Annotated in this window: 10 protein-coding genes; 4 read left to right on the plus strand and 6 right to left on the minus strand. The window is 63.7% G+C overall.

What is annotated here, in order from left to right; genetic code table 11:
* Positions 1-1,704, minus strand: a 1,704-nt coding sequence (locus ACK4HJ_RS00005) for a DNA translocase FtsK 4TM domain-containing protein (RefSeq protein ID WP_409826548.1), incomplete at its 3' end; no start/stop codon positions are given.
* Between the two features lie 181 nt (positions 1,705-1,885).
* Here ACK4HJ_RS00005 and ACK4HJ_RS00010 point away from each other — a divergent pair.
* Positions 1,886-3,877 (plus strand): tetratricopeptide repeat protein, encoded by a 1,992-nt coding sequence (locus ACK4HJ_RS00010; RefSeq protein WP_409826549.1) that lies wholly within the window; start codon positions 1,886-1,888, stop codon positions 3,875-3,877.
* A 38-nt stretch (positions 3,878-3,915) separates the two neighbouring features.
* On the opposite strand, the gene ACK4HJ_RS00015 is transcribed toward ACK4HJ_RS00010, so the two are convergent.
* Positions 3,916-4,593, minus strand: a complete 678-nt coding sequence (locus ACK4HJ_RS00015; RefSeq protein WP_409826550.1) for a Crp/Fnr family transcriptional regulator — start codon at positions 4,591-4,593, stop codon at positions 3,916-3,918.
* 189 nt (positions 4,594-4,782) lie between these two features.
* Here ACK4HJ_RS00015 and trxB point away from each other — a divergent pair, with 189 nt between their 5' ends.
* From trxB to rpmG, 3 genes are all read left to right on the plus strand, one after another.
* Positions 4,783-5,736 carry a thioredoxin-disulfide reductase gene (gene trxB, locus ACK4HJ_RS00020; RefSeq protein WP_409826551.1) on the plus strand — a complete coding sequence of 318 codons (954 nt, stop codon included), beginning with the start codon at positions 4,783-4,785 and terminating at the stop codon, positions 5,734-5,736.
* A gap of 264 nt (positions 5,737-6,000) precedes the next feature.
* A complete protein-coding gene (rpmB, locus tag ACK4HJ_RS00025) occupies positions 6,001-6,234 on the plus strand; it encodes a 50S ribosomal protein L28 (protein ID WP_015013086.1) in 234 nt (77 codons plus the stop codon).
* Between the two features lie 11 nt (positions 6,235-6,245).
* A complete protein-coding gene (gene rpmG, locus ACK4HJ_RS00030; protein WP_008904999.1) occupies positions 6,246-6,416 on the plus strand; it encodes a 50S ribosomal protein L33 in 171 nt (56 codons plus the stop codon).
* Positions 6,417-6,522: 106 nt separating this feature from the next.
* Here rpmG and ACK4HJ_RS00035 read toward each other — a convergent pair whose 3' ends face one another.
* The 4 genes from ACK4HJ_RS00035 to ACK4HJ_RS00050 form a co-directional block, all read right to left on the minus strand.
* Positions 6,523-8,034, minus strand: a complete 1,512-nt coding sequence (locus ACK4HJ_RS00035; protein WP_409826552.1) for a PLP-dependent aminotransferase family protein — start codon at positions 8,032-8,034, stop codon at positions 6,523-6,525.
* Positions 8,035-8,770: 736 nt separating this feature from the next.
* Positions 8,771-9,985, minus strand: coding sequence for a fatty acid desaturase (locus tag ACK4HJ_RS00040; protein ID WP_409826553.1), 1,215 nt, complete (start codon positions 9,983-9,985; stop codon positions 8,771-8,773).
* Positions 9,986-10,176: 191 nt separating this feature from the next.
* Positions 10,177-11,499 carry an RsmB/NOP family class I SAM-dependent RNA methyltransferase gene (locus tag ACK4HJ_RS00045; RefSeq protein ID WP_409826554.1) on the minus strand — a complete coding sequence of 441 codons (1,323 nt, stop codon included), beginning with the start codon at positions 11,497-11,499 and terminating at the stop codon, positions 10,177-10,179.
* Between the two features lie 72 nt (positions 11,500-11,571).
* Positions 11,572-13,425, minus strand: a complete 1,854-nt coding sequence (locus tag ACK4HJ_RS00050; RefSeq protein WP_409826555.1) for a M48 family metalloprotease — start codon at positions 13,423-13,425, stop codon at positions 11,572-11,574.
* Positions 13,426-13,451: the final 26 nt, after the last annotated feature.

Consider the following 13,451-nt stretch of genomic DNA (forward strand, 5'->3'; position numbering starts at 1 on the left):
GGCCAGCTCGTCGATGATGACCACGATGTGCGGCAGGCGCTGCAGCGGTTCGGGCTCTTCGGGCGTGAGGCTGAAGGGGTTGTAGATGAACTCCTCGCGCGCCTTGGCCTCGTCGATCTTGGCGTTGTAGCCCGCCAGGTTGCGCACGCCCAGCTTGGACATGAGCTTGTAGCGGCGCTCCATCTCGGCCACACACCAGTTCAGGCCGTGCGCGGCCTGTTTCATGTCCGTCACGACCGGCGCCAGCAGGTGCGGAATGCCTTCGTACACCGACATTTCCAGCATCTTGGGGTCGATCATCAACAGGCGCACGTCGCGCGCCTCCGCCTTGTAGAGCAGCGACAGGATCATCGCGTTGATCCCCACCGACTTGCCCGAGCCCGTGGTACCCGCCACCAGCACGTGCGGCATCTTGGCGAGGTCAGCCACCACCGGGTTGCCCACGATGTCCTTGCCCAGGCCCATGGTGAGCATGCTCTTGGCGTCGGCGTACACCTGCGAACCCAGGATTTCGGACAGGCGGATGGACTGGCGCTTGGCGTTGGGCAGCTCTAGCGCCATGTAATTCTTGCCCGGGATGGTTTCGATCACGCGGATGGAAACCAGGCTGAGCGAGCGCGCCAGGTCCTTGGCCAGGCCCACGATCTGCGAGCCTTTCACGCCCGTGGCGGGCTCAATCTCGTAGCGCGTGATCACCGGGCCGGGCATGGCGGCGACCACACGCACTTCCACGCCAAAGTCCTTGAGCTTTTTCTCGATGAGGCGGCTGGTCATCTCCAGCGTCTCGGGCGCCACGGTTTCCTGGCGCTGCTGAGCGCTGTCGAGCAGGTCCACCAGCGGCAGCTTGCTGTCTGGCATCTCGGTGAAGAGGGGCTTTTGCCGCTCTTTCACCACACGGGTGCTCTGGGGCACGTCCACCAGCACGGGTTCGATGATCTGGATGGGCTGGGGGTGGTGTTCTTCGATCTCGATGCGCTCTTCCTGCACCACCACCTCTCGCTCGCGCGCGGCCTTGCGGCCCACGGCCACGTCCTTGGCCACCTCGCGCTTGGCCAGACGCGCCTGGACCAGGGCGTCGATGCGGGCACCGAGAAACTCCGCCACATGCCCCCAGGAGAATCGGAACACCAGCGCCGCCCCCAGCACCGCCAGCACAATCGCCAGCAGGCCCGAACCGGTAAAACCGAGCCACTTCACACTGGCAGGACCGGTGAGATAACCCAGCACGCCGCCCGCATGTCCCGGCAGAAAGGATTCAAAGCGGTACAGCCGCGACCATTCCAGCGCGGTGCTGGCGCACATCAGCACCACCAGGCCCATCCAGAAGAGGCTGCGCCGCACCATCGGGCTGGCCGCGCCCGCCACCAGCTCGCCGCCGCGCATCCACCGCGCCAGCGACGAAAGCCAAGCCCGCACGCCGGCTGCCACGCACCACCACACCGAAAAGCCCAATGCAAAGTAGCTGCCATCGGCCAGCCAGGCACCAAACCGCCCCGCCCAGTTCTCCACCATGCGCGAATCACTCGCGCCCGACGTGGACCAGGCCGCGTCCTGCGCGGAGTAGCTGACCAGCGCCAGCAGCCAAAAAACCAGGGCCAGCAGGCCCACGACCAGGCCGATTTCGTGGCCAAACCGGGCGGCGCCCGTGCGGGGCGGCGACTTCGCCGCAGCCGATGCATTCAGGGTGTTCAGGGAATAGGTCATAAGCGTGCCGGGCGAGCTTAACGCAAGCGTCCAGAGCCGGAGAGCCCGGAACAAGAAACGCAAACTATACGCATCGGTCGTTCGTCATTGGCGACCTACGGTCCTTCGATAATGCTCATACGAAACGCCCTCCTGCGTACGTTGTCCGCAATGGCTGCGAGAGCAGCAAAGAATCTTTCTCATGGCAATCAATCTTTTCTCTAAACCAGCGGCCCTTCCCAGCGCGGGTGCAATCCAGCAACTGATTGCCCACTATCAGCACGGAAACTTGTCCGAAGCAAAGTGCGAGGCGGAGGCGCTCACAGGCAAGTTTCCGAGCCACCCCCTTGCATGGGCTATTCTCGGAGCCATTCACAGAGCTACATCCAAAAATGCGGAAGCGCTGGTATGCCTTAAGAAGGTTGTCGAACTGACTCCCAGCGACGCCAATGGCCAATTCAACCTAGCGAACACCTACAGAGATCTCGGCTACGCGACGGACGCGATTGATCACTATCGGCGGGCACTCAAACTCAAGCCCGACCTTCAGAACGGGTTCTTCCACCTCGGCAACCTGCAGCACGACGTGGGCTTGCTACAGGCCGCAGAGAAAAGCTTCCGCCAAGCACTGAAGCTCACTCCTACACACCTTGAAACCCTCAGCAATCTAGCCCATCTTCTACAAGACATGGGGCGGCTGCACGATGCCATCGCTATTTACGACGAGGCTCTGCAATATCACCCCCACCATGCCCTGCTGCATTACAACCGCAGCGACGCGCTGCGAGAGCTCGGGCTTTTTTCGGAGGCGGAACAAGCCGCGCGCACCGCTATCCAAATTGCGCCCGAAATGGCTGAAGCCCATGCGCGGCTAGCTGAGGCGCTATTGGAACTTGGGGACGTCCATAGGGCCGTAGCAGCCTATGAAGCGGCACTTGGGTTAGCACCCAATAATATCGTGGTCCACAGTAGCCTCCTGTTTACATTGAACTATGCGCCATCTTCAGATAGGCAGCGCAGTCTTGAGCTAGCCCGGTCATATGGCGAAAAGACAAAAGCTATAGCCACAAAATTGAAATGTCGCTGGAGCGGAGAGGCATTCCCGCAGCGCCTCCGGGTGGGTCTGCTTTCCGCAGATTTGCGCAACCATCCCGTCGGGCATTTCCTTGAAGGAATTCTTCGGCATATTGACCCCCGAAAAATCGAGCTTGTTGCTGTGAACACCCAAACGTTCGAGGACGAGTTGACACAAAGAATCCGGCCGTACTTTCACGAGTGGCAATCGATTGCTGGAGTGCAAGATGTTGAGGCTGCGGGATTGGTGCAGGAACTAAAACTCCACGTCCTGCTAGACCTGTCGGGCCATACCGCCGGAAATCGACTTTCCCTTTTTGCCCACCGGCTCGCTCCCATCCAAGCTACATGGCTGGGTTACTTCGCGACCACTGGCGTCGAGGAAATGGATTATTTGATCGCTGATCCCATCACGCTGCCTAAGGAACTTGAAGGCGATTTTTTGGAGCCCATCTGGCGGCTACCGGATACCAGGCTGTGTTTTACCGCGCCCCGGGAATCCATTGAGGTCAACAGCCTTCCTGCGCTTTCAAACGCTGGGATCACTTTTGGCAGTTTCAACAACCTCGTCAAGCTGAATGACGAGGTTATCGCACTCTGGAGTCGGATATTGCGCAGCCTTCCGACGAGCCGTCTGCTCGTTATGGCCAAGCAACTTCGCTCGCCTGAGATGAAAAGTAACCTGCTGGCACGATTCGCTAGCCACGGAATACTTCCCGCCCAATTGATCCTGGAAGCACCCGTGCCTCGAAAGGAATACTTGGCGACGTACCACCGAGTGGACGTTTGCCTTGACCCGTTTCCCTTCCCCGGCGGAACAACCACAGCAGAAGCTCTGTGGATGGGAGTACCGGTCCTGACGCTACAAGGACAACGATTTCTTGAGAGGCAAGGCGCTGGGCTGCTCCACAACGCGGGCCTTGTGGATTGGGTAGCTACGAATATCGACGACTACCACGCGCGCGCCATAAGCGTCGCAAATGACATTTCAACCCTTGCCCACTTGCGGTTGGAATTGCGCGAGCGAGTGCTAGCCTCGCCGGTGTTCAATGCAGTCAAGTTTGCCGAGAACCTCACGACTGCCCTGTGGGGCATGTGGGAACACCGCAAACCATTGTGAGCTCGGTGCATACGGTGCGCCCGATTCCCCCGCCAGATTTACCCCAGCGCGTTCAACCGGTCCTTGAGCACCGTCGCCCCATTGGGCAAGGCCTCGATGAAGCCACGCTCTTCCAGGTCTTTCATCACCCGGCTGACCATCTCGCGCGAGGCGCCCACCATCTTGGCCAGGTCCTGGCGGGATATCTTGTCCTTGATGACGAGCTGGCCCTGCGCGTCCGGCACGGCAAAATCCAGCAGCGCATGCGCCACGCGGCCGTACACGTCCAGCAGGGCGAGGGATTCGATCTTGCGGTCTGCATGGCGCAGGCGCTTGACCAGGCCGCGCATCACCACCAGCGACATGGAGGCGTTTTCTGTCAGGCAGCGGGCAAATTCGGCGCGGCCGAGCATAAGCACATCGGTCTGCACCTCGGCACGCACCGTGGCGGAATGAGGCTCGTTGTCGATGATGCTCATCTCGCCGAGGTAGTCGCCCTGCGACAGCGTGGCCAGGATGACCTCTCGGCCTCGGCTGTCGGCGGTCATCACGCGAGCCCGACCTGTCAGTAGGATGAAAAGGGCGTTGGATTTCTGTCCCTGCTCCACCAGGGCCTCGCCGCGCTTGAAGCGGCGCTTGATCACCGCGCCGCTAATCACCTCGGCCTGCGTCACCGTCAGCAGCGAGAACAGGGGCACCCGGCGCAGCAGGTCCAGGTTGGACAACATCGTCGACATGCAAGCATCTCCTTTCAAGGCAGGACACGGCTCCACCGGCGCCGCAGCGGGTTATCAATCGGTTCTTACAATCGCGGTGATTGAAAAAGGGGCCCCTCTTGCGAGCCGGCATCGGTTGATACTCGGCGGCTCAACCCCAGCTTTCCCAACAGCGCCCCGTGTAGCGGGCGCAAAACACAGGCTTTTACCATGTCCACCACCCAACACGCGAAAGTTCTGATCCTGGGCTCGGGCCCCGCAGGCTACACCGCGGCGGTCTACGCCGCGCGCGCCAACCTGAACCCGGTGCTCATCACGGGCATGGCCCAGGGCGGCCAGCTGATGACCACGACCGAGGTGGACAACTGGCCGGCTGACGTGCACGGCGTGCAGGGCCCGGACCTGATGCAGCGCTTTCTGGAGCACGCCGAGCGCTTTAAAACCCAGGTCATCTTCGACCACATCAACAAGGTCGATTTCAGCAAGCGCCCCTTCACCCTCACTGGCGACAGCGGCACCTACACGTGCGACGCACTGATCCTGGCCACGGGCGCATCGGCCAAGTACCTGGGGCTGCCCTCGGAGCAAGCCTTCATGGGCAAAGGCGTGTCCGGCTGCGCCACCTGCGACGGCTTCTTCTACCGCGAGCAGGACGTTTGCGTGGTCGGCGGCGGCAATACGGCCGTGGAAGAAGCGCTGTACCTGTCCAACATCGCCCGCAAGGTCACCCTGGTGCACCGCCGGGACAAATTCAAGGCCGAGCCCATCCTGGTGGACAAGCTCAATGAGAAGGTCGCCGCGGGCAAGATCGAACTCAAGCTCTTCAATACGCTGGACGAAGTGCTGGGCGACAACACAGGCGTGACGGGCATCCGCATCAAGAGCACCAAGGACGGCAGTACCGAAGAGATCAAGCTGCAGGGCTGCTTTATCGCCATTGGCCACGCGCCCAATACCGAGATCTTCCAGGGCCAGCTGGAGATGGAAAACGGCTACATCATCACTCAGGGCGGGCTGAAGGGTTTTGCCACACAGACCAGCGTGCCGGGCGTGTTTGCCGCCGGTGACGTGCAGGACCATGTGTACCGCCAGGCCATCACCAGCGCGGGCACGGGCTGCATGGCCGCGCTGGACGCTCAACGCTTCCTGGAACAAGAAGCTTGATGACGAGCAAGGCCCCCACGCTCCGCCGCTGCGCGGGTCGCTGCCCCCCAAGGGGGCTTTTTTGTCTTGGGGCGGCCCGTCGACAAAAATCGGGCTGCAGGCTATAATTTGCGGCTTTGCTGAATTCGGTCCGTCTTTGCGGCGGCTGAAGCCAAGCAAATCGGGTTACCGCCACCCTTTCTGGCGAGGTGAGGCCGCAAGCCATCCTGGGGACATTCCCCCGGGGCCCAGCGAACGGCCGTTGAAAAGTATCGGAGTGTCCTCATGGCACGCGTCTGCGACGTAACGGGCAAGAAGCCCATGACCGGGAACAACGTTTCCCACGCCAACAACAAAACCAAGCGCCGGTTCCTGCCGAACCTGCAATACCGCCGTTTCTGGGTCGAAAGCGAAAACCGCTGGGTGCGCCTGCGTGTTTCGAGCGCCGCCCTGCGTTTGATCGACAAGAACGGTATCGACTCGGTGCTCGCAGACCTGCGTGCCCGTGGCCAGGCTTAAGGAGTAGCACCATGGCAAGCAAAGGCGGACGCGACAAGATCAAGCTGGAATCCACTGCAGGAACCGGCCACTTCTACACGACGACCAAGAACAAGAAGACGATGCCCGAGAAGATGCTGATCATGAAATTTGATCCCAAGGCTCGCAAGCACGTCGAATACAAGGAAATGAAGCTGAAGTAATTCAGCCCATGCCCTTCAAAAAAAGACCGCCCTTCGGGGCGGTTTTTTTATGCCCGCCCCGCGCTAGCTATCGCGCCGGGCGACCTCCAGAAGGGCCACAGCGCGCTCAGGCGGCCTTGCGCGGCGCAGGCAGTTCGGCCATCTGCGCTGCCAGCAGGGCCCCGAGCGTGCGGTAACCCGCCTCCACCTCGGGGGTGAATGGCATCCCGCAGCTCAGGCGGAGAAAGTGCTCATAGCGCCCGGTGTTGGAAAACATGGGTCCAGGGGCGACCCGAATGCCGTTTTGCAGTGCCTCGTCATACAGGCGGGTTGATGAGATGCCCACGGGCAGTTCCAGCCACAGGCTGAGACCGCCCGGCGGCAGGCTCAGGCGTGTGCCCAACGGAAAATAGCGCGCCACGGCGCGTGCCGCCTGCTCACGCTGCATACGCAGCTGGGCCCGCATGCGGCGCATATGGCGGTCATATGCCGGTGAATCCACGCTGCGCGCGGCCAGCAGCTGCGACCAAGTCTGCATGTTGCGCGTGCGGGCAAACTTGATCATCTGCACGCGCGCCTGCCAGCGGCCCGCACTCATCCAGCCCTGGCGAAGACCGGGCGCAAAGCTCTTGCTGAGTGACGCGCAGTAGATCACCTGGCCGGCGTCGCCCGGGCGGTCCCAGGCCTTGGCGGGCCGCAGCACCTGAGGCGACTCCACGAACTCGCGGTAGATGTCGTCCTCAATGAGGGCCAGCCCATGCTCCACGCACAGAGCCACCAGGCGCTCTTTGTGGACATCGGGCATCACGCTGCCCAGGGGCATCTGCAGGTGCGGCACCACCACCACGCCCTTGAGGCGCGGCTCGTTGCGTGCAGCCAACTCCAGCGCCTCTAGCGACATGCCGGTGTGCGGACTGCTGGGAATCTCCAGCGCCCGCAGGCCCCGCACCTCAATGGCCTGCAGGATGCCGAAGAATGTGGGCGACTCGACGGCGATCACGTCCCCTGGCTCTGCGATTGCATCCAGCGCCAGATTCACAGCCTCGGAATTGCCCAGCGTCGCGCCGATGTCCGCGGGCGCCACGCACACGCCAAAGGTGAGGGCATGCCGCGCCATGGCGCGCTGGAATTCGGGGTGTGTGGTGGGAGCGGAGGGGCCATACACCAGAATGTCCGGCTGCTCGCGCAGCAGGCCGTGGGCCAGCCGGTTGAGCGCTGCAGCATCAAACAGGCTGGGCGCGGGCATGGCACTGCCCAGGTCCAGCGGCAGAGGGCCAGCGCGACGGGCTTTCTCCAGAAAGCCAGAGATGCGCTCGTTGATGCCCGCGAACACCCGCGGGTCGTGGGCCAGCGGCTCGTGCCAGTCCGGCTCGCGCGCCCCGGGCAACTCCACCCCGCCCAACTCTCGCACGAAATACCCCACGCGCTCCCGTGCCTCCACGCACCCTTGAGATTCGAGGTGGCGAAGCACCTGCAGCGCGGTGGTCAGGCTGACCTGATGGCGCTGGCAGAGCTCACGCACCGACGGCATCCGCATGCCGGGAGTGAGGCTACCGGCGGCAATCGCCTGTTCGTACAGAGCGGCGAGCTGGCGGTAAAGCGGGGTATCGCGGGATTCGGGCGAAGGTTGTTGTGGCATGTCCTGGACTGGGCTGGTACAGCGTGCACGAACAGTGGTGTGCTACCCGGCGCACGGCGGATGTTCGCATCGTGCCGGAACAGTGGCCGCAAGAACAGATACAGAACGACAAGGTAGTGACCATAACAGCACCCCATCCATCGGCACTGTTCTACCCGACTGTTATGGCACGTGTGCCTGTCGGAAAGGCGACGGTTTTTTTACGCTGGAGCCTTCTTTGCCACCCTTCTTCCACCCTCTGACTCGGAGCCGCACCATGTCCCGCGCCATGACGTCTACGCAACACATGCCCCGCCCTCAACCCCTGACTCTGGAACCAGGCCAGAGCCTCTGGATGTGCCTGCTTCCAGGCAGCACCCTCCACGCCACCCATGGCGAGGTGGCGGTGCGCTGGAGCCCTGCCACTTGCGGGCAGACCTGGCACACCCCTCCGCTAACGCGGCTGAGGGCGGGCGAGCAACTGCTGGGCAACGACCAGCGGCAGCCGGTCTGGGTGCAGTTGCACAACCCGCAGCCCGCCGCCGCCACAATCCAGCTCACAGAGGTCGCACCCACGCCGGGCTTTTTGGAGACTCTCTGGTGCAGTCTGCGCGCAGTCCTTTCATCGGCCAAAAAGTCGGCCAGAGGCCCTGGCGATCACGGCGGATGGAATACCGCGCGATAAGGACGCGGCGCAAAAAAAGACCTTGCCGGATGGCAAGGCCTTGGTGATCCATGAGCGCAGGGGCCGCGCCTGTCAGGCCTGCGCAGCCCGCAGCCGCAGCGAAAACTCGCGCAGGGCAGCAATACCGCTTTCTTCCGCGCGGCGGCACCAGGCTTGCAGGTCGGCCGTCAGTTGCTCGCGCGACTGCGAGGTATTCAGCCACAGCTGGCGCAATTCCTCGCGCATAGTGACCATCTTGTCGAGCGCAGGATGCGCGGCGCGCGCCTGGGCCAACTGCGGCAAGGCCACGGCAGGCACCTTCTCCGCGTCGCGGTGCAGCCAGCGCTTGGCAGCCTGGAGCACCGAGGCGTCGGCATTGCGCGCCTTAAGCGCCGCGATCTCGTCCTTGCAGGCTTGGCGCACACCGCGGGCGTAGCCGGCCATCACTTCGTAACGGTTAGCGATCAGGGCCTCCAGCGTCTTCTCGTCAGCCACCGGCTTCACATCGCCCAGCTGCAGCTTGGGCGGCACCTTCTTGACCGTGGCCCAGCCCACCTTTTTCATCAGGCTGATGTAGACCCAGCCGACGTCGAACTCATAGGGCTTGACCGAGAACTTGGCCGAGGTGGGATAGGTGTGGTGGTTGTTGTGGAGCTCTTCGCCGCCAATGATGATGCCCCAGGGCGAGAGGTTGGTGCTGGCGTCCTGCGCCTCGAAATTGCGGTAGCCCCAGTAGTGGCCCACGCCGTTGACGACGCCCGCCGCCCAGAAAGGGATCCACAGCATCTGCACGGCCCAGACCGCAGCGCCAATGGCACCGAACAGCGCGAGGTTGAGCACCAGCATCAGGCCCACACCTTGCCAGGGGAAGCGGGAGTACACATTGCGCTCCACCCAGTCATCGGGTGTGCCGTGGCCAAACTTCTTGAGGGTCTCCCGGTTCTTGGCTTCGGCGCGGTACAGCTCGGCGCCGCGCCACATCACGGTGTCCAGCCCGCGCGTCTGCGGACTGTGGGGGTCATCGGCGGTCTCGCACTTGGCGTGGTGCTTGCGGTGGATCGCCACCCACTCCTTGGTGAGCATGCCCGTACCGACCCACAACCAGAAACGGAAGAAATGCGAGGGCACAGCATGCAAGTCCAGCGCTCGGTGGGCCTGGGCGCGGTGCAGAAAAATCGTGACCGCCGCGATGGTGATGTGGGTGGTCGCCAGGGTGTACAGCACGATCTGCCACCAGGCCAGGTTCCACAACCCATGGCCCAGCCAGTCGATGGCCGCATTCAGTACAGCCCAATCCGGTAACAGCATATTCAACAGAAGCCTTACAACAAAGAAACCCGTTCACCAGCGAAGCAGGTGCCCGATTTTAAGGTGACACCCTCTGAAACACTCGAGGGTATCCATGGGATGTACGCTGGTTTAGCACCGATTTTCCATCCAACTGTCGCCAACTGGTCAGATCACCAAACTGGTGCACCCGGAAATCGGGGCTGACGACCTCAGCGCTTGCGGGTCCAGACTGCTGCAAAAAACCCATCGGTCTGATGCAGGTGGGGCCACAGGCGCAAATATCCAGTGCCCGATTCGCCCCCGCTGCACAGCGCCTGCGCGCCGTCTACCTTCAGCTGCGCCAGCAACTGGCCTGCGTCCTGCAATTCGAAATCCGGGTGCGCGGCGCTGAAGGCTTCGGCGATGGCCTCGTTTTCCTCGGGCAGGATGCTGCAGGTGGCGTACACCAGCCGCCCGCCGGCCTTGAGCAGGCGCGCGGCGCTGGCCAGGATGGCGGACTGCTTGGCCGTCAATTCCTGCACTGCCTTGGGCGTTTGACGCCACTTCAGGTCGGGGTTGCGACGCAAGGTGCCCAGGCCCGAGCATGGCGCATCCACCAGCACGCGGTCGATCTTGCCGGCAAGGCGCTTGACGCGCTCGTCGCGCTCATGGGCAATCGCAGCGGGATGCACGTTGGACAGGCCACTGCGCGCCAGGCGGGGCTTGAGCGCATCCAGCCGGTGGCCGGACACATCAAACGCATACAGGCGGCCGGTGTTGCGCATGCTGGCGCCGATAGCCAACGTCTTGCCACCCGCGCCCGCGCAAAAGTCCACCACCATCTCGCCGCGCTTGGCATCCAGCAGCAAGGCCAGCAGTTGCGAGCCTTCGTCCTGCACCTCGATGGCGCCCCGCGTGAAGGCGGGGAGCTTGGTCAAGGCGGGCTTGCCCTCGATGCGCAGCCCCCATGGCGAATACGGAGTTGCTACCGACTTGATAGCTGCCTGCGCAAGCTCCTTCTGCACTTCAGCCCGTTTTTCCTTCAAAGTGTTGACCCGAAGGTCTAGCGGCGCGCTTTGCGCAAGACTCTCGACCAGCGGCCAGAAACCCGCGCCAACCTGGTCCTTGAGCGGCTGCACCAGCCATTCGGGCAGGTTGTGGCGGTGCCGTTCCATCAAGTCGTCGGGCTTGATGGTGTCGCACTGGTCCAGCCAGTTTTTCTCCTGGTCGGTCAGCGCGCTCTTCAGGAAGTCGCGCGGGCCGTGCTCAACGCTAGCGTTGGCGCGCCTAGCGTACTCATCTTGGCTGTGCGCAAAGCCCAGGATGGCCAGGCGGCGCTCCTTGGGGCCGTAGCCGGAGGGGGCCAGGTGGTCGAACAGCAGCTTCTTGCGCAGCACGGTGTAGACCGTTTCGGCCAGCGTGGCCCGCTCCCGGGGGCCCAGGCCCCGGTTGTCACGGAAAAAGCGCGACACCATTGCATCAGCGGGATGTTCGAAGGTGAGGGTGAGCCTGACGAGTTCGGCGCAGGCGTCGAGGAGAGCTTTCGGATGCATATGTCCTGATTGTCCCACTGGACAGCAAACGCGCGGCCTGCGCCAGCAGCGCAGGGCGATAAGGGTGAGCGGCTACCGCGTGAAAATGGGATCGAACGCGTAGCGCTGGATTTCCTTGAGCGTGGGCGACTCGCCTGCCCAAAGCGCAAGAGCCGGGCCCGGGATGCTCAGATTGCGCTCCAGTGCACGGCACAGCGAATAGCGGCTGTCGTCGTCCATGCCGGGCAACTCGACAAACAGCAGGTAGGCGCGGCGCTGCGGGTGTTCGCGCAGTTGCTTACGCACCAGCCAGCACCGGGCCACGGGTGCGCAGCGGGCCAGTTCCGACTGCAGCTCCGCCAGTTCAAAGGGACTCAGGTCGTGCCGCGCGATCTGGCTGAAGAAGGACGTGCCCGACAGTTCTTCCCACGCCCGCTCTTCCGATTCCTGTGCGCGCTCCAGCCGCTTGCGCCACTGCTTGAAGGCAGCGGCATCGTGCTCCTTGCCCAGGCGCGGGGTTTCCAGCTCGGCCAGGGCGGTGCGCGCCGCCCAGTAGCGGTCGTTGCTGCCCGCGTCCCACAGCCGGTGCAGCAAGGCAAGCTTGCCGTCGCGGTCGTCCTCGGCCAGGCAGGGCACCAGCCCGCGCAGCGCAGCGGGGTGGTCGGGGCTGCGCTCCAAGGCCATGTCATACAGGGCCCGCACGCTGGCCCGCGGATCCAGATGGCGCTTGAGGCGGGCCAGCTCGACCAGGTCTGCGGCGGAGGCCTGCGCTACAGCCGCTTCCAGCGCCTCGGCGCGCGCGCGCACGCGGCCCAGCCAGGCATGGTGCTGCTTCCACTCGGTCGCGTTGTCGCGGCACCATTGCTTGTCGAAATGCTTGACCCAGCGCTTGGCGTCATCACCCAGCAGGGCCAGGGCCGTGCCGCGCGACCAGTCGGGCACCGTGGGGGTGGCGTCCAGCGCCTCGATGCGGTCGCGCAGGCCGGGGTGCGTATCGTCCACATCGCTCAGGCGCTTGAGGGCCTGGCGCATCGCGTCGTTGGCAAACGCCGCATCGGGCGGCTGGGCCAAGCGCCGCCGCATGCTGCGGTACGGGCCCACGGGCAAGGGGTTGCCGGCGGCGGCGCACCAGTGGTCGCGCCAGAACTCGGCGTTCAGCCACGCGCCGCGGATCTCGATCTCGGCCAGCGCCGCGGCCGTCACCTCGCGGCCCAGCAGCTTGCCGGCAATGCGGTCGGCCTCGTACTCGTCCTGCCGGGCCAAGGCAAAGGTCTTGGCCGAAAAGCGCGGGAAGTACCAGCGCATGAAGGCCTGCGTGGCAGCCGCCACGGGGCCTTGGTCATCCGCCAGGCTGTGGTTCAGCCGCATCCACGACAGGCGCGTGCGGTAGATCCACGCCGCAAAGCGGCCGTGGTCGCCGCGCAGATGGCCGTATTCGTGCGCCAGCACCGCCAGAAAGCGCGGGCGGTCCAGGGCCATCAGCAGCGGCAGGCCGATGGTGAGGTGGTTGACAGCGCCGCCCAGCAGCCCGTAGCGAGGCACCTGCTCAATGCTGGCGTTGAACTCGTCGTTCAGCAGCACCTTGTGCAGCGGCGGGCCTTTGATCTTGCGGCGGATGCGCTCCAGCGCCTCGAACAGCTCTGGCGCCTCCAGCGCCGTGATCTCCACGCCGCGGGGCGCGTCAAACCGCACCCACAGTGCGCGCAGGCTCACCCACAGCAGTCCCGCCGCGCTGACGAGCAGCAGTACCATGGCAAAACGAAACCGCCCTTGCAGCAACTGGGGCAGCACCCACGCCAAAATACCGATGGCAAGTCCCAGGCAGCCCAGCACCCACGCATAGCCCAGCGCGGCAAACGCAGCCACGCTGCGGCGGTAGGCGCGGCTGTTGTCGGCACTGGCATGCTCGCTCATGCGCACCAGGTGCACAAAATCTGCCTGATCCACGGGCGTCCCTCACTCTTGGTTGATTT

This window comes from Acidovorax sp. (genome assembly GCF_046294525.1).
GTDB lineage: Bacteria > Pseudomonadota > Gammaproteobacteria > Burkholderiales > Burkholderiaceae_C > Acidovorax.

Excerpts from the sequence above, each read along its gene's own strand:
- ACK4HJ_RS00010 (WP_409826549.1), top strand. The coding sequence starts at position 1,886 with ATGGCAATCAATCTTTTCTCTAAACCAGCGGCCCTTCCCAGCGCGGGT.
- ACK4HJ_RS00015 (WP_409826550.1), bottom strand. The coding sequence starts at position 4,593 with ATGTCGACGATGTTGTCCAACCTGGACCTGCTGCGCCGGGTGCCCCTG.
- trxB (WP_409826551.1), top strand. The coding sequence starts at position 4,783 with ATGTCCACCACCCAACACGCGAAAGTTCTGATCCTGGGCTCGGGCCCC.
- rpmB (WP_015013086.1), top strand. The coding sequence starts at position 6,001 with ATGGCACGCGTCTGCGACGTAACGGGCAAGAAGCCCATGACCGGGAAC.
- rpmG (WP_008904999.1), top strand. The coding sequence starts at position 6,246 with ATGGCAAGCAAAGGCGGACGCGACAAGATCAAGCTGGAATCCACTGCA.
- ACK4HJ_RS00035 (WP_409826552.1), bottom strand. The coding sequence starts at position 8,034 with ATGCCACAACAACCTTCGCCCGAATCCCGCGATACCCCGCTTTACCGC.
- ACK4HJ_RS00040 (WP_409826553.1), bottom strand. The coding sequence starts at position 9,985 with ATGCTGTTACCGGATTGGGCTGTACTGAATGCGGCCATCGACTGGCTG.
- ACK4HJ_RS00045 (WP_409826554.1), bottom strand. The coding sequence starts at position 11,499 with ATGCATCCGAAAGCTCTCCTCGACGCCTGCGCCGAACTCGTCAGGCTC.